Below are 25,499 nucleotides of genomic sequence, written 5' to 3'. Positions count from 1 at the left end.
TTATCATTTTGTTTGATAAATGGCCTCTTACACAGTCAGAGCAAAGACAATTACAATATGTGGTTTCAGTACCTGATGTCGGCGAAGATTACAGATAAAAGTACTTTAACTGCGCTTACTCAGTACCGTTCCTTCGATTTGGCTTACGATACAAGACTTTTTCTGGTGAATGCTTATGTTGATTATGAAGTGGTTGAGAATATAAAACCTGCTGTAGGAGCTATGTTTTTGATCCTTGAATCTTATAATGCTGATGATTCCAAAAAAATAAGATATGAAAAAAGACCTTTTCAACAGGTAACCGCTGATTATTATATTGGCAGAACATCAATCTCCAACCGTCTTAGAGTAGAGGAACGTTTTATCAGCAACCCTGATGAGTTTGAGGTAAGGATTCGTTATCTGATCTCTGTCAGAATTCCGTTCAATAAAAAAGGCGAAAAAGAAAAGCTCTACGGTATTCTTAAAAATGAGATAAGAATGAATATGGATAAGGCAGAACCTTTCGACAGCAATCGTATTACGGCAGGTCTTGGAATAAAACTCGGAAAAAACTCCGCTTTGGAGCTGGCTTTTATCAATCAGCTTGAAACCCAAAAAACAAGTAATTATGGGTTCGTAGGATTCAGAAATAATTTTGACTGGAGAAAAAAGAAACAATAACCTCATTAATATTTACAATATACTATGCTTACATTTCTTGGTTTTTTAATGATTTTCATCTTCATGATTCTCATCATGAACAAAAAGATGACTCCGCTTACCGCTTTGGTACTTGTACCTGTCCTTATAGCAGTGGTGGCCGGATTCGGGCCTGATCTAGGGAAAATGATGAAAGAAGGAGTAAAAGAAATAGCACTTACGGGGGTTATGCTGATTTTTGCCATCCTGTATTTCAGCCTGATGATTGATACGGGACTTTTTGAACCTCTTGTGAATGTCATATTGAAGGCTGTAGGAGATAATCCTGTAAAAACAACCATCGGAACCGCCCTTCTCACCACTTTAGTTTCTTTAGACGGCGATGGCTCTTCCACTTATATTATTGTAGTGGCAGCATTACTCCCGCTTTATAAAAAACAGGGGATGAATCCTTTGGTTCTGACCTGTATTATCATGTTAGCTGGCGGCATTATGAATATTTTACCATGGGGAGGGCCTACGGCAAGAGTAATGAGTTCTCTTAAATTGGGGCATACAGAAATATTTGTTCCTATGATTCCGGTAATGCTGGTCGGACTGGTCTGGGTATTCTTTGTTGCTTATATTTTAGGAGTACGGGAGAAAAAAAGAATAAGCAAGCACGGAAAATATACAAAATACAGCGGACAGGATATTGCTGGCGAGAATGATCCTGCATTAAGACGTCCCAAGCTTATTATTATCAATCTTATCCTGACCATCATCCTTCTTTGCGTGATGATTCTTGATATTATTCCTTTGGGAATTGCTTTTATGATCGCCTTCTGTATAGCTTCTTTGATTAATTACCCGAAGCTGAAAGACCAGCAGAAAATCATTTCAAAACATGCAGGAAATGCATTATCTGTAGCGGGAATGATCTTCGGAGCAGGAATTTTCACAGGAATCTTAAATGGTACCGGAATTATGAATGCTATGGGAAACAGTATTATCAGTATCGTTCCTAAAACATGGGGCGGCTATCTGAACGTAATCACGGCTATATTCAGTGTACCGCTTACCTTTTTCCTGACCAATGATGCTTATTATTTTGGAATATTACCTGTAATTACAGCTACCGGCAGCCAGTTGAATATTCCTCCTGATATTTTGGGACGCGCCAGTCTTGTGGGCCAGGCCTCTCATTTATTAAGTCCGTTGGTTCCTTCCACTTATCTGCTGGTTTCACTGGCAGGCGTTGAATTCTCCGATCACCTGAAATTCACCTTAAAATGGGCCATAGGATCATCAATCGTAATGTTGCTGAGTGCATTGGTTCTTGGTATTATATAAGGTTATATCTTTGAATGTTGTAATCTTATCATATAAAAAAACGGATGATGAAACTTAAGCAAAAAACATTTACGGACTCCTATTTAAGAAACCTTACCCTTTATGTGTTCACGGCTATTATCTGTGGAGCATTAACAGGGTATTATTTTCCGGAAGTCAGTAAACATCTGGAAACGGTAAGCAGTTACTTTTTCATGCTTCTTGAGGTTTTGATTATTCCGGTTATTTTCATTGCAGTAACGTATGGGGTAAGCTATATTTTCAGTACTAAAAATGCTTTAAAGATTGTAAGCCAAATGGTGATCTATTTCTTAATCATCACTTCCATCAGTATTTTATTGGGGATTGGCTCCGGACTTCTTTTAAAACCGGGAGCCAATACGGGAATTATTATTTCTTCTCACAAAGCGCTTCCGGAAAGGTTTTTAGCAAAAACTACAAACCCTCTGCACATCAGCAATTATGTATTTTTTCTTTTAATATCAATATCTGCAGGAGTACTGCTGGGCCTTTCAAAGAAAAAGGATAATATTCTTAAAGGTTTAGACGCAGGAAGAAACTTGTTTTTTAAGCTCATCAAGTATGTTTATATATTTCTTCCGATAGTCATTTTCTGTAATATTGCTTATGGAATTTCAGTATATGGAATTAATACTCTGTTGCCATTAAGTAAAATTGTTGCCACAGTATACCTTACGAGTGTATTTTTTATTTTCGGAATATTGGGCGTTATCACAGCTTACTTTAAAATTAACCTTTGGGATTTTTTGATCAGCATCAAAGAAGAAATTATTCTGGTGGTAGCCACGTCTTCTTCCAAAACAGCATTCCCGGTGATTTTTGATAAAATGGAATCACAGGGGTATGACCGGAAAATTCTTCGTCTTATCATTCCTCTCGGATACAATTTTAATCTGGCGGGAGCTTGCATCTACCTTTCCATTTCATGTATATTTCTTATCCAGTTTTATAATATTCAACTTACCTTAAAAGATTATTTCTGGCTTTTCATAACCATTTCAATTGCTTCAAAAACCGCTTCGGGAGTACCCGGATCAGGCTTCCTTGCCCTGATGTTTACCTTAAGCCGGTTTGGGAAAATCCCTACTACAGATCTTGCCCTTTTATACAGTGTAGACCGCTTTATGAATGAAGCCAGATCTGTTACCAATTTCATAGGCATTACCGTTTCTGCTGCCATTATTTCAAAACTTAACCAAAATACTATTTCTTTAAAAAATGATGTTTCCTGATTTTACACAACTATTAAATGACATATTACAAAACCCTGCAAAATCTATCGCCATTATCGGCAATCTTATCCTTATTGAAAGTCTTCTTTCCGTAGACAATGCCGCTGTGTTGGCAACCATCGTAATGGATCTTCCGGAGCATCAAAGAAAGAGAGCTTTAAAATACGGAATCCTTGGAGCTTACGTATTTCGCGGACTGGCTCTTATTTTTGCATCCGTCCTGATTTCCGTATGGTGGCTGAAACCACTGGGAGGAGTATACCTGCTCTATATTTCTTTTGACTGGTTCATCAAAAAAATAAAAAACACAAATGATGAAGAAAATCCAGAGGAAAATCCTGATAAAGAATCCAGCTGGCTGTATAAAAATTCAATCGGGCTGTTTGGACAGTTCTGGGCAACCGTTGCTATTGTAGAAGTAATGGATCTTGCTTTTTCTATTGATAATGTTTTTGCTGCCGTAGCCTTTTCAGACAATTTACTTTTAATTACCCTTGGCGTCTTTATAGGAATTTTAGCGATGAGATTTATTGCACAGTGGTTTGTCCGTCTGATGCAGATATTCCCTTTTCTGGAAACAGCAGCGTTTATTGTGATTGCTATTTTAGGGGTTAAACTAAGTTTGTCATTATATGAGCACTTCTACCCTGCTACAGCTTTTGCTCGGTTTTTAGCCAGCCATACGATGGAAATTTTAGTTTCAGCTATTACCGTTCTTTTGTTTGTAGTTCCCGTAGCTACCAGTTATCTCTTCGGATTTCCAGCCCGCAAAAAATAATTTTTCTGCCAAATTTTCACATTCGGAAATAAAAGTCTGCCATTTCAGCCACCAGTGTCTCATGGCATACATTTAGAGAATTATTACACAGAAATAATTAATAAATAAACATATTATGTCAGTAAACTTTAAACCATTAGCAGACAGAGTTCTAGTAGAACCTATTGCTGCAGAAACTAAAACAGCTTCAGGTATTATTATCCCGGACACTGCAAAGGAAAAGCCGCAAGAAGGTACTGTAGTGGCAGTAGGTCCTGGTAAAAAAGATGAGCCAACAACTGTTCAGGTAGGTGACAAAGTTCTTTATGGAAAATATTCAGGTGCTGAATTGAAGTTGGAAGGTAAAGATTACTTAATCGTAAGAGAAGCTGATTTATTAGGAATTATTGGCTAAGATCACAGACATCAGATTTCAGATTAAAAAATCAAATTAAAAAACTATTGTTAGTTGTCTAATATCTGACATCTAACATCTAATATCTAATCAAAAATGGCAAAAGAAATAAAATTCGATATTGAATCAAGAGACGCTTTAAAGAGAGGTGTAGATGCATTGGCTAATGCAGTAAAGGTAACTTTAGGTCCTAAAGGAAGAAACGTAGTTATCGAAAAATCTTTCGGTGCTCCGCACGTAACTAAGGATGGTGTGTCTGTTGCAAAAGAAATCGAACTTGAAGACAGAGTAGAAAATATGGGAGCGCAAATGGTAAAAGAAGTAGCTTCCAAAACTAATGATATCGCAGGAGACGGTACTACTACCGCTACTGTATTGGCACAGGCTATCGTAAGAGAAGGTCTTAAGAACGTAGCTGCAGGTGCTAACCCAATGGATCTTAAAAGAGGAATAGACAAAGCAGTAACTGCAGTTGTTGAAAACTTAAAAACTCAGTCTCAGACTGTTGGAGATTCTACAGAAATGGTAAAGCAAGTTGCTTCTGTATCTGCTAACAACGACGAAACTATCGGTGCTTTGATCGCTGAAGCTTTCGGAAAAGTTGGAAAAGAAGGAGTAATCACTGTAGAAGAAGCTAAAGGTATCGATACAACGGTAGACGTTGTAGAAGGTATGCAGTTCGACAGAGGATACCAGTCACCTTACTTCGTGACTAACCCTGAGAAAATGTTAGCTGAACTAGAAAACCCATACATCCTTTTAGTAGAGAAGAAAATCTCTTCAATGAAAGAATTACTTCCAGTTCTTGAGCCAATTGCACAAGGTGGTAAGTCTCTATTGATCATCTCTGAAGAAGTTGAAGGTGAAGCTTTAGCTACTTTGGTAGTAAACAAACTAAGAGGTTCTCTTAAAATTGCTGCTGTAAAAGCTCCAGGATTTGGGGACAGAAGAAAAGCAATGTTAGAAGATATCGCAATCCTTACAGGTGGACAGGTGATTTCTGAAGAGCAAGGTTTCACTATGGAAAATATCTCTTTGGATATGCTTGGAACTGCTGAGAAAGTAACGATCGATAAAGACAACACAACAGTTGTAAACGGTGGTGGTGACGAAGCAAAAATCAAAGGAAGAGTAGCTCAGATCAAAGCTCAGATGGAAACTTCTACTTCTGATTATGATAAAGAAAAACTTCAGGAAAGATTAGCTAAATTAGCTGGTGGTGTTGCTGTACTTTATGTAGGAGCAGCTTCTGAAGTTGAAATGAAAGAGAAAAAAGACAGAGTAGATGATGCATTACACGCTACAAGAGCAGCAGTTGAAGAAGGTATCGTTGCAGGAGGAGGTGTTGCTTTAGTAAGAGCAATCTCAGCTTTGGAAAACCTTACAGGAATCAATTCTGATGAAACTACAGGGATCAAAATCGTAAAAAGAGCTATCGAAGAGCCATTAAGACAAATCGTTGCTAACGCAGGTGGTGAAGGTTCTGTAATTGTTGCTAAAGTAGCAGAAGGAACAGGAGACTTCGGATACAATGCGAAAACTGACGAGTATGTTCACATGCTTGAAGCAGGAATCATTGACCCAACTAAAGTAACAAGAGTTGCCCTTGAAAATGCAGCTTCTGTATCTGGAATGCTTCTTACCACTGAATGTGTAATCACTGAAGTAAAGAGCGCTGAACCAGCTATGCCAATGGGTGGTGGAATGCCAGGAATGATGTAACGGTCAGCGACCGCAGCAAATTAATATACTAACCGTTCTACTTTTGTAGAGCGGTTTTTTTATGTATCAACTGTTTGAAAAAGAAAAGTCTCATATGAATAAGAAATTATTTTTCATCACCATATTTCACAACTAGTAGAAATACTTAAATTCATTTTGGGTAATAAATACGGTATTTTCAACGTTTGCATTCGTTTAATTTTACAAAAATAAAAGTTCCTAAACAAACATTCTTTTCTTAAACAGGTATACCGAAAACTGTATAGAGTAGGTAAAATAGTAAAACACAATTATTATGGCAGGAGATAATGACAGAATACACGGCTACAATCCCATGTATCGTGTACAAAAACCCGTTAATTTTCACTCTTTTGATCTTGACAGTAAGAACAAACCCACAAACTTCATCTATCAAAAAGTAACCATTGATGGGCCTGGTGCTCCAGTTGATGATCATCAGGGGCATATTGTTCCCCAAAAGACCCTTAATATTGTCTTGAATCCTCTGATGGAGAATATGGCAAAAAGTTGCAAAAATTTACCCGATGTTGAAAATTTTATAAAAAATTCATGGATGCAGCTTGTCTATGACTATGGAAAAAAAATCGGGGCACCTATGTTTGATTTTGACGACAGCGATCCGGAGACTAAAGTAGGTGGTTTTTTCTCCATTGTAACCTGGAATCCGGTGAATATCTGCCGGGCTCCGGAGGATAAAAAAAGAAATGGTGTTCCTGGTAATACTATTGATACCCAGGTTGAGCAATATCTTGCTGCTCATAAGGATCAGCAAGGCGTTAATGCAGCGTGGCTTTCAAGTTTGCAAACGCTGATGAAAGATGATAAAAATTCGGATAAAATAAAAGATTATATTGCCAAATGCTCTGACACTCTATCAGGACAGCTAGCTAAAGGTATTGGCTATTATTCATTTCCCTGGAAATACACCAATAATATTTTAAATCCTATATAGATCAATACCAGGAATGATGTAACAGCCAGCGACCGAAGCTGATTTAACAGACTAATCGTTCTACTTTTTGTAGAGCGGTTTTTTTTGTTTGAATTATGGTTTTCCGTAAGGAAATAGTTATATTTATATTTTAACTTTCATGATTGATAAATAGATAGCTAAAACCAAAACAATATTAGGCAATTGTATATATTGTATATTGACGCGATGCATTAATTTGGATATTAGCTGCAATTTAATGAAAAGCATATGATTGAAAATTTATCTACTTATTTTATTATTATCATTCCATTGTCTATATTCCTGATTACTCTCGGAATGAAAGCAACTATTGGAAAGAGTCTGCATGAGATTTACCTATACTCATACTGCACTGGAAGTTCCTATTGATTTATTATTTATCTCTGTGGCATTAACAGTGACTTGGACATGATGGCAATGAAATTTATGAAATGAAAATCAAGTTTGGGAAAAAAGCTATAGAAAATGATAAAAATAATAAAAGTTTAATCGAATGTATTCCAGGAAATAATGAAAATCCGAATTGGATAAAGTTATTTATGGAGGATAAAAAAATTGAAATTCAATTAAAATAAATACTATAACTTTTTAATTATATACAATCACTTCTCCTTTATCTTCTTTCTATGCTTCAAACCAAAATTAATTAGGGCATTGACAACATCTTCAGTTTCTTTGGCATGTGTGGTAAGCGCATACGAAACGGTAACAGGTTTGGTGTTATTAACCGTTCGGGTGATCAGTAAATTATCTTCCAGTTCCTGCAGCTCTTTGGATAGAACTTTTGGACTTATTCCCAGAGCTGTTTCCTGCAGATCTTTGAACCGCATTGTTTCGTAATGATACAAATTATGCAGAATACAGAATTTCCATTTGCCGCCTAATAATTCAATGGCATCTTTAAGAGCCAATATTTTTTCTTTACTGATGTCATTTTTTTTGGTACTCATACAATAGTTACTTTCCAACAGGTAACGGATAGTAAAGGTAAAGTTTCTTTCAGATAATTTTACACTGTAAAAAAAAATTAAAATGAAAGTAACAATAATTGCAAATATCTCAGCTAATGGTAAAGTATTATTATCCGATCATCCACATCATCAGCTGCCACCAGAAGCGATGGAGTTTTATGTAGAATTCGCAAAAAAAGTTGGAAACCTTGTCATAGGCCTGAAAACCTTTGAAAATTTTTTAACCTTCCCACAGGAGGTCAAAGAACATTTCAGCGGAATAGAAATCGTAATACTCTCTGAAAAACCTTACGCAACAAAAGGCTACAAGACTGTGAAAAGTCCCGAAGAAGCTATTGAATATATGTCAGAAAAAGGTTTGCACGAAATGGCAGTTGGTGGTGGAACAGGTGCATTTAATGCCTTTATAGACAAAGATCTGGTAACGGACATTTATTTTAATATCCATCCGTTAATCACAGGAGTTGGCGGTGTTTTAGGAAACAGCAGTGAACTGAACTCAAAATTTAAACATACAGAATATAACCTTAAAGATGGTTTCATTCAACTGCACCTAACCAAAGAAGACTGAATAGCAATGACCTAAAAAAGGTGAATATAGTTTTAGATATATTCTGGACGAAAAAATATCCTTATATGAACCGAAAGAACCTCTTCAACTTTTTCCTATCTTTAAACCAAGATTATGATCTTGAAGTCCGGTATTAAAAAAATAAACCTGAATCACTGAAAGAAAATCAAACAGAACCAAACACTAAAACTCAGACTCTTGAAAATAAAATTATTAATCCTTTCATTTTTGGGCTCACTGCTAGCCCATGCACAAACCCTTCATTTTAAAAATCTTGCCAATATGTCTGTGGGCAGAGGGGCTGCAACCAGTGTCATCATGGATGATAATATCTATGTGAGTAATGGATATCAGGACAAGGGTGGTAATGCCAATTATATTGAGAAATATAATATTATGGATAACAAATGGAGTGTTCTCAATCCTACTCTACTTTCCAAAAAATTTGCTAATTCTGAGACTTACAATAATAAAATTTATATTTTTAACGGTTGGGGAAACAGCCATCTTGAAATTGTAGACCTTGAAACCAATAAAGTAACGAAGGGCGCTGTTAATCGTTGCTATACCGGAAATGCAGGTTCTGCCATCCATAACGGCAAAATATATGTATTTGGCGGCAGCGGACTGAATGGAGTGGCAACTACCGTCTTTTCTAATAGATTCCAGTATTATGATATCGCTTCAGATACATGGCATCCGTTACCCGATATGCCCACAGCCAGAGAAGCAAGGGGCAAAATTGTGAATGACAAACTTTATGTTATTGGTGGTTTCAACGGTACCTCATCCCGCCTGATCAATGTTTACGACCTCAACACTAATCTCTGGACCCATCAATATACGATGCCGGCTGCTATATCCGGACACTCATTAGCTGTATCCGGTAATAAGATTTTTATTGCAGGAGGGTATAATAATCAAACTTTTCTAGCCTATTTTGATACTACAACCAATACATTACATCAGCTATCATCCAATATGATTCCCAGAAGACATGCTGTATTGGAAGCATATAACAATAAACTATACATCATCGGCGGAAGTACAACGTCTCTCACCAGCTCAGCTATTAAAAGCATACAAGTGGCAGATATTAACGAAAGTGTACTCTCTGCAAATACAGCCAATGATAATGGAACATTGGAGAAAAAGGTGTATACCAATGCAGCCAAAGACGGTTTTGTAATCAGCAATAAAAACAACAGCAATCAGTTTGAATTTACCGTTTATTCCACAGATGGCAAGCAGATCAACAAGGGTTTTGCCTATTATAATAAAACGATAGATTTATCAAGAGTACAGCGCGGAACTTATATTTTTAGTTATAAAGATGAGAAAGGGGTTTTGCAGCAGATTAAAATTTTCAGATAATAATAACCCACAAACATACTAAATCCGCAATAATAATCCGGAGACCAATCAATACCATGTAAACCAGAATGCAAAATATATTCTATAGATTGTATTATTCAATAAATAAAAATAAAACTTCAACATGAGAATTCTCCTCCTATTTATTTTCTTTCCCTTTCTAACTTTTGCTCAAGAAAAATTTAAGTATAAAAAAGATTTTGAGAAAATACTTAAAGAAACAAAAAATATAAAATCAGAATTTTATTATGATCATTTATTAGACAGATATAATAAAATAGATACAACACTCACAGAAAAACAAGTCCTGGCTTTATTAATTGGCTTTACAGATAATAAATTCTATAATCCGTATAAAGATATTGAATTTGGAAAAAGACTATATCAATTGAATGAAGAAAAGGAATACAAGGAAGTGATTCAACTGGGTGATGAATTTTTGATAACCCATCCTTTCGACCTGAAAACACTTTTCGAAACATCCTATGCCTATTTTAAAACAGATCATAAAGAAATAGCAGACCAATATCTCCTGAAAACAAAAATGATATTTCATGCTATGGCTTACAGCGGGCAGGGATTTAAACTGGAAGAGCCTACATTTGCATTAAACCCTACTGATAGTCAGGATTACTTAAGAAAAGGTTTTAATATGAAAATAGGGAAAATGGGATCAGGAAGAGATAAAAATGGTTATTTTTTGGATATTATTGATATTAATTTTGATAATGGCAGTACAACAAGTATGTACTTCATCATACCCCACGCAACAAAAAAGATGTTTGAATAATTTTTTTAAAGTATTCTCAATATGGAATTTCTATACAGATTGTCGGAGAATCAAAATAATAACTAACAGAACTTGAATTAAAACGTTCAGATTAAATTATGTATTTAAAATACCCAGTCTATCTACTATTAGGTCTTATAATAGTAAGCTGCCAGAAAAAAGATGAAGTTGTAAAAAGAGATAATGAACCTGATGTTCATATTCTGCAGGGAGAAGATAATGAAATGAATGCAGCCATAGAAAATGCACAGAAGTCATTATACAAATTCAAAGAAGCAATAGAAAGCCACAATCCGGATTATTTCAATTTTGCATTGAAAGAAAGATTTACTACCCCTGATTCTGGTAGCGAACACATCTGGATAAGTGAAGTTCAATATTCTGACCATAAATTCTATGGAATTGTAGATGGAAATCCCATTTCAACAACTGAAGTAAAACTGGGAGATACTATTGAGATCAATTCTCAACAGATCACTGATTGGATGTATATTGATAAAAATATTGTAAAAGGAGCTTATACAACTAAGGTTTTAAGGAAAAGAATGTCACAAAAAGAACGAGAACAAATGGATAAAGAAAGTGGTTTTATTTTTGAAAATGAGTAAAAATATCCCTGCTTTTTAATCTTTAATTCTGTATTTAATTTTATCCACAAAACCTCCCGAAAGTAATATTAAGGGTCCTTTGGGGAACAATATGCCCCTGATGATCATCAACTGGAGCAAAAGAAACTTATAAAAAAGTAAAAGAAGCAGTAGAAAAAGGAGGTGCAGCAATTGTACTCGATGGATATGATGATATGAAAAACGACTGTACAAAATACGTTGAACTGCAATGGATAAACCTATAAAACCAATAACCAAAGAAAAAATTAAACATGAAATATTGTAAACAGCTAATCTTACTTTTCTTCCTTCTTTCCCTTCTGCCCAATCACTCATTTGCTCAAACAAAAAAAGCATTTAAAATTGATTCTCTAATGAAACGGGCTAATCAAACCGGAAGCTTCAATGGTAATATTTTAGTGGCCAAAAATAATAAAGTCATTTACAAGGGGACTTTCGGTTTTACTGATGTAACAAAAACGAAAAGGCTCACCTCAGATTACAGATTTAATATAGGCTCTATTACAAAAGAATTCAGTGCTGTTGCTTTATTACAACTACAGGAGCAGGGCAAATTAAAGCTGGATGATCATGTTTCCCAATACATTCCGGAATTACCGAAATGGGCAGATGAAGTCACCATAAAAAACTTATTACAATACACGAGCGGTATTCCCGATGTAAACTGGAAAAAAATTAAAAACGACAAAGACCTTTTTGAAGGGTTACAGCTTGTTGACTCATTAGAGTTCAAGCCAGGTACAAATTACGGTTACAACAATAACAATCTGTTTCTACGTCAGTTTATTATTGAACGGCTAACCGGAATGAGTTTTAAAACCTATGCAGAAAAATTCATTTTTAAGCCCTGCAAAATGACATCTGCTGTAATGACCGTTTTTGAAAATGAAAATAATATAGCCAAAGGATTTAATAATAATCTGACAGCAGACAAACCCGATTTACTCATCACTGGCGGAACATACTTAACTACTGACGATTTACTAAAATGGGTAAACTGCCTTCATTCCAACAAAGTAATTAACGCAAATTCATTGTTTGAGCTGGGACAGCAATTTAATCTGTCGGAAACGCAATCTTCTTTAGGGCAGGCAAAATTTAAAAACAACAAACTCATTGAACATGTACACGACGGAAGAGCCGGAAGCTATGAAGCACTCTTAGTTTCGGATCTGAATGAAAAGTTTACTATCATTTTATTAGGAAACAATCACAACGGAAAGTTATTTGAAATTTCTGATGCTATAAAAGCCATTTTGAAAAACTAAAAATATCGTCTTCTCTTTAGCATAGATCCTGAATGCTTATGTTCTACAAAATAATAATATAGAAACCGTTTTGAAAATCAGAATAGTTTTCTTTTATAAAATCTACCACAAAAGGGTTATTGACAGTTAAGTTAATACTGAGTAATTTTGACTATTCAATGTTTTATTTCCAACATTCAGAAAAAAAATGACTAACCATAAAAACTTGTATTATGTTATCAAATACCGGAACCGTTTCATTCTATCTGTACCTTTTCTTTATTGTGATAGGTTTACTATCTATTTTTATAGTCTATTATCTGATAAAAAAAGGAACTCTGGACCCTGATAAGCTTGAGAACTTTTTAATCTATTTTAAATGGGTGATCATAACTCTTTCTATCAGTACTGTCACTTTAATTGTAACGGATCTCTTTAAAGAGAGGGATCAGGATATTAAAGAACTTGAGTATTTCGATAAGTATGTAAATGATGTTAAAAATGAAGACCGTCCACTGGTAAGGCTTCAGCTGGCAAAATACCTTTCAATTATTGCCCCAAACGGTGAAATGAAAAAATCGTGGACCAATTATTATGATACGATTAAACGGGAGTATAAGGAGTATATAAAAGCACAAATAGACTTGAAAAAAGATTCTACGATCAAAAATCCAACTCCGGATCAATTGAAACAAAAGGAAGAGAACCAAAGAAAAGTGGATTTATTTGAGACTCCTTTATCCAGTACTACCAATGAGAATAATGCAGAATGGTTTATTATAGCAGCCGGAAATACAGATATAGGTGAGGCAAATATTAATCTTGAAAAAGCGGTTAAGATTAATCATAATTCAAGTATTATTAAAAAAGGAGGTTCATTCAGAACGGTTCTTATGGGATACCCTTCAAAAGTTGAAGCTGAATCCCAATTACAAAAGGTCAGAAATGAAGTCAATCCGATGTCGTATATTGTCCGAAAAGCGACCTGGTGCAATACCATTGAAAAGGGCAGCGAGTGCCTGATCTGCAAATAAAAAATATTGAAATAATTTTTCACATACCGTTCTGCTTTTTACAGAGCGGTTTTTTTTATTTTTATAAGGGAAAACTTCACCCTAAAGGGGCGAGTATTTTCCCTCTTTCATTTTTTATCCCTCTTACTTTCTCCTATATTTGTTTCAACAACGATCTGATCAATGATGACGATATAAAACCAAGCAAAATATGGCAACAAAAGAAGAATTCTGGGAAAGAAAAAAGAAATTAAATAATGATTTTTTCGTGATGGGGTCCCTTGCAAATCCGGCAAACGAAGAACAGATTACAAAGTATGAAGAAAGCACTGGTTTTATATTCAGCGAAGATATTAAAGACTTTCTGACGACATTCGGTTCCTTAATTTTTGAAGTTGAAGAAGAAATATGGAAACGTCCCAGCGAATTTGATGTTCTTCCGGCCTGGAAATTCGGATACGGCTTTTTTGTGTATGGCCTTTCTCAGGATGAAGAAATGCCTTCATGGATGGGTTTTGCAGAAAAACATGCCGAGGCTCTTGAATATAAAGAAAAACCTCTGGGGCAGCTGTTTTTCAAACGAAGCGGAAATCTGTACAGAGCCTATACGGACAATGGAATCATAAAAATAGAGTACGACAAATATGACGAGAAAGATTATGAAGTATTTGACGGAAATATCTACGATTTTTTAATCAAAGAAATTGACAAGTTAGAAGAAGATTACAAAGAATATATCAATGAAGGAAAATCCTGATCCGAATATGAAAAAAACATTTGAATTTCTCACCCAGTTACAGAAAAACAACAATCGTGAATGGTTTGCTAAACACAAATCCGAATATGAAACCATTGTAAAAGACAACAAAATTCTTTTTACTCAGATCTATCATGAACTTCAGGAACATGATCAGCTCAAGGGAATCCATATTTTCAGGATTTATAATGACGTTCGCTTTTCCAAAGATAAAACACCGTATAAAACCAATTTTGGGGTGGGATATTCCCGTTCGAAACCAATGCTAAGAGGTGGATATTATATTCAGATTGAACCGGGTAACAGCTTTGTTGGAGGTGGCTTTTGGGGCCCGGAAGCCAAGGATTTACTCCGTATCCGTAAAGAATTTGAAATCAGCAGTACTGAAATTGAAAAAATTATCTCTGACAAGACCTTCATAAAATATTTTGGAGAGCTCAAAGGTGATTCTGTAAAAACGGCACCACGGGGTTTTGATAAAAATCATCCGGCTATAGATTTAATCAGAAAAAAGCAATTTCTGGTCATGCGGAAGTTTACCGATAAAGAAGTTTTATCTGACAATTTTCAAAAAGAAGCACTGCAAACCTTACTTGCCATGCGTCCTTTTTTCGATTATATGAGTGAAATTCTGACAACAGATTTGAATGGAGAATCCTTGTTCTAAAATTCAGTTATAATATATTTTAAAAAATTAAACCCTTATGAAACCTTTCCCCTATTATATTTTGTGTATTAATCTCAGGATACCATTCATCAAATAAAGCTGAAACGATCAATCCGAAACAGATTCCCTCCCTTACAAATTAGTCGCTGAAAATATTCTGGGAAAAGAAAAACAGTTCCTGGGAGAAAACTGGGAAAACTGCTCCAGTATTTTTCCTCATTATTGTATAGACAGTATTCATATTGAAAACAAAGAACTGTATGTACATTGGACTTTACCCAACAAAATAGACAAGCCCAACAAAACTGAAGTACAAAAAATTAAGCTGAAGCTTTAAAAACAACAATAACCAGCCATGAAATACTCATTCTTACTTATTTTCGCTTCCTATATATTATTGAGTTGTTCTGAGAATTCTCAGAAAACAAAATTCATGGATTTTCGAAGTTTTGCATTTCAGGCTCCTAAAGACTGGAGCAAACTGAAAATGGATGCTTACGATAGCAATGCAGGAATTATCGTCACAAAAAATAATGATTCGATTTTCTACGATTATGGACCTTATTCCTATTCATTAGAAGAAAATATCACGATTATTAGCAGAAGAGATGTCAACGAACTTCTAACTGTGAATCCAAAGGCTGATACAACAGAATTTATTATCATTGATAAAAATTCAAATAGAGAAGATTTTGTAAAAAGTAAAATAACCTATAAAAAAATTGGTGGGTACAAGGCCAAAATAGTAGAGCCCAAACAAGTGGGAAAAGGAATGACAGGAATTTATATCGACAGCCTCAAGACTGAATCAATAGGAAAAATCAGATTCAATCTATATGGTACAAATCTGAAAAAAGAAAGTCAGATAGAGCTTTTACAGGCAATTCAAACATTACAATTCAGAAAATAATATAACTAAGAATTATGTTCTATGACATTGAATAAAATATCTCCAATAAAGACTTCCCATTAACTTTTTATATTTTTGCTCTGCCGAAAAATTAATAAAACCATGAGAATTTATATTTTAGCTTTCCTGCTTTGTATTTTCAATCTTACAAGTGCACAAGAAAAAACATATCCATCCATCAAAAAAGGAGATTTTCCGGAAGGCGTTTATATGACACTGGAAGATGTTTTAAATAAAAAACCTTCTTCCACCGAAGAAGTATACTTCAAAGTCTGTGAAAAATGTGATTCTCTTGCTCTGCCGGATAAGGCTCTTTTTTACTTTAAGCAAAAGAATAAAAGGGTTAAATTTCCGCTAGCCGTTTCGCATAAAGGGGAAATGTATTTTCAGACCTATAGAAAATATACCAACAGGGACGACAAAGGATATGATCCGGATCAATATTCAAGATTTTGTAAAGTCCTGAATTATGGAAGATTCATTTATTTTGAAGAAAATATGAAAGGCTTATGGTCTAAAGCATTCTTAGGGGCATTAAGTCCTCTTGCCTATTCTATCAATGGAAAAACCAAAGGAATTGTTTTAGATTTAGACAATAAAGAATTTAATATTCTCCAAAATTGTGATGATTTGAATGATTTCCTATCCAAACATGACATTCCTGAATTTCAATGTAATTCAGAAACCTTTACGATTGGAGATTTGAGAACAAAAATTGAAGAAATTAATCTGCCTTACCGCTAAGCTGATGTTGACAATATATTGAAAACCGTTCCGTTGTAAGAACGGCTTTATTCCTTTATAAAACTTTTAACCGATGAAAAAATATATCACAGTGTATCTAATTCTTTTCTCCTGTCTGCTATAGTCACAGGAAATAATTTATCCTAAATATATTTACGAAAAAGATTTAAATAACATTACCATAGAACAAACGGAAGACATCAATCTTTTTAGATATAAACAAATACAGTACATCGGACAGCCTGAAAAAAAAATCACACTCAGCTATACGGGTAATGAATGGTATAGTGAAATTTTAAAAAAAAATTATCGGAACAAGGATTTTATTGCTCTTAATCAAGAATTTAATAAACGTCAGTATAAGGATCTCCGAATTTTTGTGGATACATCTCAAAAAACACCCTTAATTAAAACATATACTGATACTACAAAAATATCAAATCTAGACTATGATATCAAAATGGATAGTTTAGCTGCTGGTTTAAAATTATCAAAAGAGATTCCATTCATTATAACGTATTACGATGGATTTCCTGTTACCATTTATAATATGGAAGAAAGAGAGCGTATAATCGGTTTTGGCAATAATGTGATACTAGAACTTGAAGGTTTAGATAAAAATCATCAATGGAAAAAAATAGATGGCTTCAGAAAATATACTTGCGGGGTAGGTATTAAGTTTTTCGTTTTAAAATCCAAAGAAATTGCAACTGTATTTGAGCCTCGTTTAACGGGTAATTTTAAAACAAAATTCAGATATAGATTAGGGAATATCCTTTCTAATGAATTTGACGGAAGCATCAATGACAAATATTTTGAACAAATAGACTAATTTCTTCAATCAAGAAAAAAACAAACTCCATGAAATTTAAAGTTTTTTTACTAGCCCTTTTATTATTTTCCCTAAAAGTTTTAGCCTGCAAATGTAATGGAGAACCCACTTTAAAATCTTCGTTCGAAAATGCTGACATTGTATTGATTGGTGAAGTATTTGATATCTCAGAAGTACCTTCAGGATTCAAAACTGTCCAAAACATTCTAAGCATAGTCAAAATAAATAAAGTCTACAAATCAAATGACTATGGAGAGTTCTATCAGAAGACTGCTACCCTTTTCGGATCTCCGCTGCATTCCTGTGATGTTCTTTTTACCCAAAAAGGAAAATATCTGATTTTCGCCTATGAGGAAAAAGATACCGGATTGCTCCTCTCCGATCATTGTTTTGTACAAAAAAGATTAGACGAACTTTCTTCTGCAGAACTACAAGAACTGGAATCTCTAAGTTCTCAGTATAAAAAATTATCTGAAAATTCCGATACATCCAATCATGCTGAACTTACAGATTTAATTGTGGATGACTCCAATCAATCCGATAGAAAGGTCAATGAGCAAAAAATAGAAATATCATCACTTAACCAACAAAATAATAAATATAAAGTTATTATTTACATAGCCACTTTTGTGATTATTATGCTTCTGATAGCACTAATTTTGTTACGCAGAAGAACTCGACATTGACATGAATGACAGGAGATTGTTTGTTGTGAAAATCATGTGAAAACCAATTTACCTATATTATTTCAACCAACATAAAATTTTATGAACTCAACTATGAACCAAATTCAACAATATGAAAATTTCTTTCAGGAAAGTAGTCCATATTATCTTGAAAAATTAAATCTTTTTGAAAAAGGAAAAAATTCACCTTTAACTATGCTGCTTTTTTCTTTGGCGTATTCTGGTTTCTCTATAGAAGAATGTATCTGGAAGCCATACTCATTTACTCATTCTTTTTTGTTGAAGGCTGCTTTGAAAAATTTTTCTTAGCCCCAATAATTGGAGTGGAGCAAACCAAACTGGTTGGCTATATTATTACAATTTTCATGCTTATTATTATAGGTTTTTGGGGAAATCTTCTTTACCTCAACAAAGCAAAGAAACAATAGAAAAAGCAGAGGAAAAATTTCCGGAATATGAACAGCAAAAAAAATATTTGAGCAAAAAAGGAGGAGCAAGCTTTCTGTACGTAAGTATTTTATTGATTATAATAATTGCCTCAATGGCTTTGAGTTAAATATTTATTTAAGTGTTGAAAATCAAAGAATAATACAAACCTTATTTTTAGTAAAAAAAGCAAAACATTCATATCTTTATCGTTATTTCCAACTCATACCTATCTTAAAAAAATGAAAAAAATAATACTAGACCTTGCCACTACATTAGACGGATTTATTGAAGGACCCAACGGAGAAACCGATTGGTGTATCATGGATGATGATATGGATTTTGATGGATTTCTTTCCAGAATAGACACTATTTTTTACGGAAGGGTAAGCTATGATGCCTGGGGAAATTATCAGCCGGAAGACAATACAGATCCGGAAGAACAAAAAGTTTGGGAAGCAGTTCATTCAAAAAATAAATTTGTCTTTTCCAGTCAAAACAGAGAAGATGAAAATGCTGTTTTTATCAGTTCTGACATTGCAGAAAAAGTTTCAGAAATAAAAAAACAGGGCGGAAAAGATATCTGGCTGTATGGAGGAGCAAGTCTTATTAAAACTTTTATTCAGAACAATCTTATTGACACCTATAGAATATCCGTTCATCCGGTCGCTCTGGGGAAAGGGAAACCTCTTTTTGAAGATTTGAAGGAAAGATTAAATTTAAAATTAATTAAAACCAATGTATTCAGATCCGGTGTAGTACAGCTTATTTACGAACCACAGCCTAAAAGTTAATACAAGATGAAGGCTCACTTAAGTACCATTATTATGTATGTAAAAAATGTTCAGTTGCTTACCCATTTTTATGTAGAAAATTTTAATCTGAAAGTGATGGAAGAAGATCCAATATGGGTTTTGCTTGATGCCGGTGTTGTTCATATCGGGTTACACAAAATCGGGGATCAGTATCTTGATCAAATAGAAGAAGGCCATATGTTTGACAACAATACAAAAATTGTTTTTGAAATTGACATTGACATAGAATCTGCAAGAAATGAGTTGGTCTCAAAAAATATCAGCATGAGAGAAATTAAAACCTTTGAGAATTATCCTTTCCGGCTTTGTGACGGAACAGATCCTGAAGGAAATGTATTTCAATTAAAGAGCAAAAAATAAAAACTAATTCTACAAAACCATGAAAAAAACAATAGGAATTTTATTCTTCATCTTTTTATCTCATATTGTATCCGGACAAAACATAAACGCTATAGAAAAAGAACTGGAACTTTCTTTCCGGAAAATCGGTCACTGGTATGCAGATCAGAACCACAACAGGGATGCTGCAGATTCACTTACGGCAGCTAATAATGAATTTGAAAAGTTATTGCTGAAGCACACATCCAATCCGCAGACTATGAGATATGATTTTAAATCACTCAGAAAAAGTGGTTTACAGGTTTCTTCATCCGAGGATGGAAAACTCAGGATTTATTCATGGGATACATGGAACGGTGGCACAATGCATTTCTTCAAAAATATCTTTCAGTATGAAGCAGATAGCAAAGTATATTCTGAAATAATTGGTGATAACAGTGAAATGAATCCCCAGACATTTTATTATAAAATCAATGATATTATCTCTGAGAATAAGAAATATTATCTCGCTCAAAATATGGCCACATATAGTTCTGCCCTTACAGCTCACAGCATAAAAGTTTTTTCTATTGATAATGGAAAACTCAACAGTGATGCCAGGCTTATTAAAACCCAAACCGGTATCAGAAACCAATTGAGATATGAAATAGATCTTTCGGCAAAATCTAATTGGAATAATGAGATTGAAAATTACAATATTGAGTATGATGGTAAAAACAAAATCATCAGTATCCCACTGATTCTTGACGACTATAAAATTACAGATAAAAAAATCCGCTATCAGTTCAAAGGGAAATACTTTGAAAAAATATAACATGAAAAAGATCATTGCCCTCACCTCTGTTATCTTAATTCTTACCCTTTATAACTATCCTATTTTTGACGACAAAAAAATCACATTTACCATTATTTTTATGTGCTTTATTGTGATCATATTTTCGGTAGCAAAACTGTATTCTTCTGATGAAAAAGAGGATTATGATTCAGTTGAAAAAGAAATGGACAAGCTGCATAATGATGACGGAATTTTTCAATACACAAACGACGGGTTTTACTTTAAACAAAAAAATATTACAGAGTTTATAAAATGGGATGAAATTATTTCAATATATTCTTTCCGTATTCCATCTCCATTCAGTGAAAGAAAACAATCCGGGCTGGAAATTATTACCGAAAGAAAAAGCTATGAATTCGATTATAATGTAACCCCAGGAATCGTAAGGCTTACCGATCAACTTTACAGCTATCTTCCGGACTGGGAAGAAGATTCACCCATGGAGATAAATAATTTTGGGCTTAAGAAGACAAAGTTGTATGAAAGAAAACCTTTACAGTAATCGATCAGACATGCCAGTCATCCTTGAAATTAAAAACAAAACCAATTGGCTGGTCGCCTTTGTAACAAGTGTAGGCTTACTCATTTTGTTTTGTATAATTCTTATCATCGTCTGTATTGGATTTCTCCAACCTGCAGGTTTCATCTCTTTCGTGCTTCCTTTTGCTGCTTTCTTTATTTTTATTCTGTATATCTGGTTATGGAATAATTTCGGAAAAACAGTACTTACTATTGACGATGGAAACCTGACAGTACAATATAAAAACAAATTATTCACAAGTCCTAAAACTTATCTGAAAGAAGAAATAGATCGTATTGAAACGAAAAATTTTGAAGTAGAAAGACATCAATTGGGTGTCCGTTACCATTTTTCAATAAGTGGTTCAACGTATTCTGTAATTCTTATACAAAAAGACAGCGAAATAAGAATCGTAGACTGGATCACGAAAGATAAGGCAGATGAAATTGCAGGTGAATTAAAAAAAATGTGGTATTAAAATGTATAATCAAACCCGAAGAAATAAAAATATTGGAACTAAAAAACAAGGTTATGGTCAGGATAATAAATTGACTATTTCTTCACTTTATGGTAATTTGAAATCTTTTTACGAAAAACTTACTGATTACCAAAAAGAAACCCGAATCATCAACAATCATGAATTTACATTTGTGGTTGAAAAAACTCGTAAAAATTCAATCCATCCTTGTTCAGTAAATGATATTCAAAGAATTATAGAACAAATTCCGGTCAAAGATTATGGAGAATTAAAGTTTATTATTCTACGGCAGCCCAAACGAAAAGAAGAAATTCTTTCACCCGTTTGGGGAAGATTAATCTACAGTTTTGATTTCGAGGGCGAATATTATCCAGCCATTATCCTGGATGCAATCGATACAGAAAAGCAATTATCATGGTCTAAAAAGCAAACAATTGAAGATAAGCAGGAGTTCGAAAGATTAAAAGCAGATGGACATATTTTCACTGAAACGAAAAGAAACTTTATTGTAGAACTCATACCTGAAACGGCTAGAAGCACTCAACTTTATAGAACCCTACCTCATGAGTTCGGGCATTACGTTCATTATTTAGATGTTGTTGAGAGACCTGGGAATAATGATGATGATATAGATTATGATACCTGGGAGAAGAGAATAGATTTTTATTTTCGGATTTCAAAAAGTGAAAAAGAAAAATTTGCACATACTTATGCTGAGAAATTTAAAAATAAACTTATTGATGAAAATCAAATTCCTTTTGAATCCGTAGATACAGAAAATAGCAAATAAATTTTTAAGTGTTTTTTATCAAAAATATTTCGATTACCCCATGTAATATTATCACACTTAAAAGTGTCTTATTTAAAAAATTACATGAAGTCTATTTTAACCTGCATTATTTTCTTGCTTGCAACCAGTCCTCTTTTTTCTCAGAAATCCAAAAAACTGGAACAGTTATTCTCAACGTATGAAAAGGCCGGCTTGTTCAGCGGTTCTGTTCTGATTGCTGAAAAAGGAAAGATTATTTTTGAAAAAAGTTACGGCTATAGAAATGCGCCTAAAAAACTGAAAAACACCAATAACAGCCTTTACCGGGTTTTCTCTACCACAAAAATGTTCACTGCAACAGTTATTTTTCAGCTGGAAGAACAGGGAAAATTATCTTTGAATGACAAACTTTCAAAATATTATCCTGATTTTCCAAAAGGAGGCAGCATCACTTTGGCCCATCTGCTTTCTCATACCTCAGGAATTCCCAATGATACCAATTCTGAGTATACTATAGATGAAGAAACATTTTTAAAATATATTTCCGCAAAACCAATAAATTTTTCACCTGGTAAAGATTGGGATTACTCCAATTCCGGATATTATATTCTCAGTTATATTATAAAAAAAGTGACTGGTTTGAATTATGATAAAGTAATAGAAAATAATATCCTCAAACCTCTGAAAATGGATCATAGTGGATTCAATTTCAATACTGTTACTGATGAAAATAAAGCATTTGGCTATGAGTTTTTATCTGATAACATGTCAAACGAGGCATTACGTTTCAAAACAGATCATCCTTTTGGAGCAGGGGCCATGTATTCTACTGTAGAAGATCTTTTTAAGTTCAATGAAGCGCTGAAGAATTACACGCTCCTGAAAAAAGAAACAATAGATAAAGCTTTTACTCCTTATCTTAAGGATCATTATGGATTAGGCTTTCAGATTTCGACTGTTTTTGACAAAAAACGGGTAGGTCATGATGGCGGCGGGCCAGGTTACAGAAGCAGATATTACAGAATTTTGGAAGATGATATTTGTGTGATTGTAATTTCAAATTCAGAATTATCACACACCGATTTTATTTTTCCTCTGGTAGAAAAAATACTATACAATAAGCCTTATACCATTCCAGCCATTGCAAAAGTGAGTGTGGAGGATTTAAAAAAACTGGAAGGAGTGTATTACACTGAAAATTCAAATTTTTATATAAACAGCGCTGATGGATTTCTGGTTTTCAAAGAAGGAAGTTATCCTAGAAATGCCTTGTTGCCATTAAGCAAAACATCATTTCAACTGGATGATAAATTTACCTGTACATTTAAACCTGATCAAAACGGAAAAATAGATACTGTTGTCATTCAGTTTTGGGATGGAACTGTGAAAACAGCTAAAAAAAATCCACAAAAACTTACCTGGGGAATTATAGGAAATGCTACTCCTAGCGGCTGGGATGGAAAAGATATCCCACTACAGGTAAATCCTAAAAACCAGAATATTTATTTTCTGAAAAACTATCAACTGAATAAAGGCGATTTAAAATTCAGATTTAATAATGACTGGGGATACAGCCTCGGACTGAATAATGATAATAAAAGTCTTGCCTTTGATGCATATGCCTTCCCAATCAATGAAGACGGATTTTATGATATTGTTCTCGACATGACCAATACTGTAAAACCACAATTCAGCATCAAAAAATCAGTTCAATAAAACCTGTATTTACATAGTAAAAAATATATATTTTTCAACCGCACTGAAAACAGGGCGGTTTTTATTTTGAATATCCATTGATAATTTTTATTATTTTTATCTCACACAAAATCAAACACAAAATATAATCTATGCCTCATTTTATTATAGATTGTTCAGAGGATATTCTTCAGCTGAGAACGCCTGAAGAATTAATGAATGCACTATATGAAGCGGCTGATGCAACGGGTTTGTTTGCTCCCAATGATATAAAAGTCAGACTTCAGCCCTATCAATATTATAAATTAGGCATTCATAAGAAAAACTTCCTGCATGTCTTCGGATACATTATGGAAGGCCGTACTACAGAACAAAAAGCTCATCTTTCCAGACAGATCTGCAACAAACTTTCTGAATTGCTGACTGACATTTCCTTTCTTTCTGTAAATATCAATGATTTTGAAGTCGCAACATACAGCAACAAGGCACTCATTAATCCTGAGAATATAAATAACGACCGGCATTTCGGACTCTGATATCTTTCTTTTTTAAACCAACACCAACTAAATACTAATATTATGAGCTTAAAAGCATTAGTCAACAAAAGCGTACAGTACAATAATTGGGTAGTCAACAAATATATTGACTGGTTATCCACAAAATCTGACGAACAGCTTAATCAGGAAACAATTTCAAGTTTTCCGACTATCTTAAAAACATTACACCATATCTGGCAGACCCAGGAATACTGGTGGAGTCACATTTCTGAAAAAAATGATTTTGATTTTACTAAAACTACAGAAACTACCGACAAAGAAGATGTTTTCAATGCTATTAAAAACAATTCACAAAAGCTGGTAGACTATGTGGAAAGTCTCTCTGAAGACGATCTTTCAAAGAACGTGAAGATAGAATCTCAATGGTTTCAGTGTGATTTTTCAAAATATGAATATATTCAGCACGCCATTCTTCACGGGACTTATCACAGAGGGCAGATCGTAACGATGGGACGAAATATCGGAATAACAGACGCTCCTATGACAGATTTCAACTTCTGGAATATTTATAAGGATAAGCAGTAATATTATCCGTTTTGTAGATAAGTCTGATAAAGAATTTCGGGACTTCAGCACAAACCTAATTAAACTACTGATTTTAAATATTTTAAATTAAAAACAACAGGTTATCCACATCTTGAAAAATTTGTGGATAACTTTTTATGCTTCAATATACTTCTGTGGATAAACTATGGATAAGTTTTTCACCCATTGAAGCAAAACCTCATAAACACATTAAATTCAATTACTTATACCATA

Annotated in this window: 30 protein-coding genes and 1 pseudogene; 30 read left to right on the top strand and 1 reads right to left on the bottom strand. The window is 34.0% G+C overall.

The window, feature by feature from the left end; all coding sequences use genetic code 11:
• Nucleotides 1-57: 57 nt before the first annotated feature.
• From ACPF63_RS00845 to ACPF63_RS00810, 8 genes are all read left to right on the top strand, one after another.
• Nucleotides 58-663 carry a DUF2490 domain-containing protein gene (locus tag ACPF63_RS00845; RefSeq protein ID WP_426481664.1) on the top strand — a complete coding sequence of 202 codons (606 nt, stop codon included), beginning with the start codon at nt 58-60 and terminating at the stop codon, nt 661-663.
• 24 nt (nt 664-687) lie between these two features.
• Nucleotides 688-1,974 carry a CitMHS family transporter gene (locus ACPF63_RS00840; protein ID WP_077418955.1) on the top strand — a complete coding sequence of 429 codons (1,287 nt, stop codon included), beginning with the start codon at nt 688-690 and terminating at the stop codon, nt 1,972-1,974.
• Nucleotides 1,975-2,021: 47 nt separating this feature from the next.
• Complete coding sequence (locus ACPF63_RS00835; protein ID WP_426481663.1) at nt 2,022-3,227, top strand: cation:dicarboxylate symporter family transporter; 1,206 nt, start codon at nt 2,022-2,024, stop codon at nt 3,225-3,227.
• The gene (locus ACPF63_RS00830; protein ID WP_426481662.1) at nt 3,214-4,005 is read left to right on the top strand and encodes a TerC family protein; all 792 of its coding nucleotides are present in this window, start codon (nt 3,214-3,216) and stop codon (nt 4,003-4,005) included. The genes ACPF63_RS00835 and ACPF63_RS00830 overlap by 14 nt, the downstream gene beginning before the upstream one ends.
• A 115-nt stretch (nt 4,006-4,120) precedes the next feature.
• On the top strand, nt 4,121-4,399 hold the full coding sequence (locus tag ACPF63_RS00825; RefSeq protein ID WP_034696138.1) for a co-chaperone GroES: 279 nt from the start codon (nt 4,121-4,123) through the stop codon (nt 4,397-4,399).
• A gap of 96 nt (nt 4,400-4,495) precedes the next feature.
• Entirely contained in the window at nt 4,496-6,121 is a 1,626-nt protein-coding gene (gene groL, locus ACPF63_RS00820; RefSeq protein ID WP_077418951.1) for a chaperonin GroEL, read from the top strand.
• Nucleotides 6,122-6,416: 295 nt separating this feature from the next.
• Nucleotides 6,417-7,094: a hypothetical protein gene (locus ACPF63_RS00815; protein ID WP_426481661.1), complete on the top strand. Its 678-nt coding sequence runs from the start codon at nt 6,417-6,419 to the stop codon at nt 7,092-7,094.
• A gap of 452 nt (nt 7,095-7,546) precedes the next feature.
• Nucleotides 7,547-7,690: a hypothetical protein gene (locus ACPF63_RS00810; RefSeq protein WP_426481660.1), complete on the top strand. Its 144-nt coding sequence runs from the start codon at nt 7,547-7,549 to the stop codon at nt 7,688-7,690.
• 27 nt (nt 7,691-7,717) lie between these two features.
• Here ACPF63_RS00810 and ACPF63_RS00805 read toward each other — a convergent pair whose 3' ends face one another.
• Nucleotides 7,718-8,065: a winged helix-turn-helix transcriptional regulator gene (locus ACPF63_RS00805; RefSeq protein WP_426481659.1), complete on the bottom strand. Its 348-nt coding sequence runs from the start codon at nt 8,063-8,065 to the stop codon at nt 7,718-7,720.
• A gap of 82 nt (nt 8,066-8,147) precedes the next feature.
• Here ACPF63_RS00805 and ACPF63_RS00800 point away from each other — a divergent pair, with 82 nt between their 5' ends.
• The 22 genes and pseudogenes from ACPF63_RS00800 to ACPF63_RS00695 all read left to right on the top strand — a co-directional run bounded on the left by ACPF63_RS00800 (nt 8,148) and on the right by ACPF63_RS00695 (nt 25,265).
• Entirely contained in the window at nt 8,148-8,657 is a 510-nt protein-coding gene (locus tag ACPF63_RS00800; protein ID WP_426481658.1) for a dihydrofolate reductase family protein, read from the top strand.
• A 198-nt stretch (nt 8,658-8,855) separates the two neighbouring features.
• Nucleotides 8,856-10,031 carry a Kelch repeat-containing protein gene (locus ACPF63_RS00795; RefSeq protein WP_426481657.1) on the top strand — a complete coding sequence of 392 codons (1,176 nt, stop codon included), beginning with the start codon at nt 8,856-8,858 and terminating at the stop codon, nt 10,029-10,031.
• A gap of 124 nt (nt 10,032-10,155) precedes the next feature.
• On the top strand, nt 10,156-10,821 hold the full coding sequence (locus tag ACPF63_RS00790) for a DUF4919 domain-containing protein (RefSeq protein ID WP_426481656.1): 666 nt from the start codon (nt 10,156-10,158) through the stop codon (nt 10,819-10,821).
• 98 nt (nt 10,822-10,919) lie between these two features.
• The gene (locus tag ACPF63_RS00785; RefSeq protein WP_426481655.1) at nt 10,920-11,429 is read left to right on the top strand and encodes a DUF2314 domain-containing protein; all 510 of its coding nucleotides are present in this window, start codon (nt 10,920-10,922) and stop codon (nt 11,427-11,429) included.
• 374 nt (nt 11,430-11,803) lie between these two features.
• Nucleotides 11,804-12,718: a serine hydrolase domain-containing protein gene (locus ACPF63_RS00780; protein ID WP_426481654.1), complete on the top strand. Its 915-nt coding sequence runs from the start codon at nt 11,804-11,806 to the stop codon at nt 12,716-12,718.
• A gap of 212 nt (nt 12,719-12,930) precedes the next feature.
• Complete coding sequence (locus ACPF63_RS00775; RefSeq protein WP_426481653.1) at nt 12,931-13,731, top strand: hypothetical protein; 801 nt, start codon at nt 12,931-12,933, stop codon at nt 13,729-13,731.
• 190 nt (nt 13,732-13,921) lie between these two features.
• Nucleotides 13,922-14,467 (top strand): hypothetical protein, encoded by a 546-nt coding sequence (locus ACPF63_RS00770; protein ID WP_426481652.1) that lies wholly within the window; start codon nt 13,922-13,924, stop codon nt 14,465-14,467.
• A 7-nt stretch (nt 14,468-14,474) separates the two neighbouring features.
• On the top strand, nt 14,475-15,134 hold the full coding sequence (locus ACPF63_RS00765; RefSeq protein WP_426483191.1) for a DUF2461 domain-containing protein: 660 nt from the start codon (nt 14,475-14,477) through the stop codon (nt 15,132-15,134).
• A 433-nt stretch (nt 15,135-15,567) separates the two neighbouring features.
• On the top strand, nt 15,568-16,044 hold the full coding sequence (locus tag ACPF63_RS00760) for a hypothetical protein (protein ID WP_426481651.1): 477 nt from the start codon (nt 15,568-15,570) through the stop codon (nt 16,042-16,044).
• 102 nt (nt 16,045-16,146) lie between these two features.
• A complete protein-coding gene (locus ACPF63_RS00755; protein WP_426481650.1) occupies nt 16,147-16,788 on the top strand; it encodes a hypothetical protein in 642 nt (213 codons plus the stop codon).
• A 379-nt stretch (nt 16,789-17,167) separates the two neighbouring features.
• Complete coding sequence (locus ACPF63_RS00750) at nt 17,168-17,620, top strand: hypothetical protein (protein ID WP_426481649.1); 453 nt, start codon at nt 17,168-17,170, stop codon at nt 17,618-17,620.
• A 29-nt stretch (nt 17,621-17,649) separates the two neighbouring features.
• Nucleotides 17,650-18,306 (top strand): hypothetical protein, encoded by a 657-nt coding sequence (locus ACPF63_RS00745; RefSeq protein WP_426481648.1) that lies wholly within the window; start codon nt 17,650-17,652, stop codon nt 18,304-18,306.
• 236 nt (nt 18,307-18,542) lie between these two features.
• A pseudogene (locus ACPF63_RS00740) lies at nt 18,543-18,734 on the top strand (hypothetical protein); the annotation flags it as partial.
• Between the two features lie 240 nt (nt 18,735-18,974).
• The gene (locus tag ACPF63_RS00735) at nt 18,975-19,526 is read left to right on the top strand and encodes a dihydrofolate reductase family protein (protein WP_426481647.1); all 552 of its coding nucleotides are present in this window, start codon (nt 18,975-18,977) and stop codon (nt 19,524-19,526) included.
• A gap of 6 nt (nt 19,527-19,532) precedes the next feature.
• The gene (locus ACPF63_RS00730) at nt 19,533-19,907 is read left to right on the top strand and encodes a VOC family protein (protein WP_426481646.1); all 375 of its coding nucleotides are present in this window, start codon (nt 19,533-19,535) and stop codon (nt 19,905-19,907) included.
• A 19-nt stretch (nt 19,908-19,926) separates the two neighbouring features.
• On the top strand, nt 19,927-20,700 hold the full coding sequence (locus ACPF63_RS00725; RefSeq protein WP_077418935.1) for a hypothetical protein: 774 nt from the start codon (nt 19,927-19,929) through the stop codon (nt 20,698-20,700).
• 1 nt (nt 20,701) lies between these two features.
• Entirely contained in the window at nt 20,702-21,223 is a 522-nt protein-coding gene (locus ACPF63_RS00720) for a hypothetical protein (RefSeq protein WP_077418934.1), read from the top strand.
• 10 nt (nt 21,224-21,233) lie between these two features.
• Complete coding sequence (locus ACPF63_RS00715) at nt 21,234-21,719, top strand: hypothetical protein (protein WP_426481645.1); 486 nt, start codon at nt 21,234-21,236, stop codon at nt 21,717-21,719.
• A gap of 1 nt (nt 21,720) precedes the next feature.
• Nucleotides 21,721-22,509, top strand: coding sequence for a hypothetical protein (locus ACPF63_RS00710; RefSeq protein WP_426481644.1), 789 nt, complete (start codon nt 21,721-21,723; stop codon nt 22,507-22,509).
• A gap of 84 nt (nt 22,510-22,593) precedes the next feature.
• Nucleotides 22,594-24,204: a serine hydrolase gene (locus ACPF63_RS00705; protein WP_426481643.1), complete on the top strand. Its 1,611-nt coding sequence runs from the start codon at nt 22,594-22,596 to the stop codon at nt 24,202-24,204.
• Between the two features lie 131 nt (nt 24,205-24,335).
• On the top strand, nt 24,336-24,719 hold the full coding sequence (locus ACPF63_RS00700) for a 5-carboxymethyl-2-hydroxymuconate Delta-isomerase (RefSeq protein WP_426481642.1): 384 nt from the start codon (nt 24,336-24,338) through the stop codon (nt 24,717-24,719).
• 42 nt (nt 24,720-24,761) lie between these two features.
• Nucleotides 24,762-25,265 (top strand): DinB family protein, encoded by a 504-nt coding sequence (locus ACPF63_RS00695; protein ID WP_047386154.1) that lies wholly within the window; start codon nt 24,762-24,764, stop codon nt 25,263-25,265.
• Nucleotides 25,266-25,499: the final 234 nt, after the last annotated feature.

The organism is Chryseobacterium sp. R2ACT005 (assembly GCF_049949215.1).
In the GTDB taxonomy this organism is placed as follows: domain Bacteria; phylum Bacteroidota; class Bacteroidia; order Flavobacteriales; family Weeksellaceae; genus Chryseobacterium.
The sequence above is the reverse complement of the archived record's forward strand: the minus strand, read 5'-3'. Positions and strand labels throughout refer to the sequence as shown.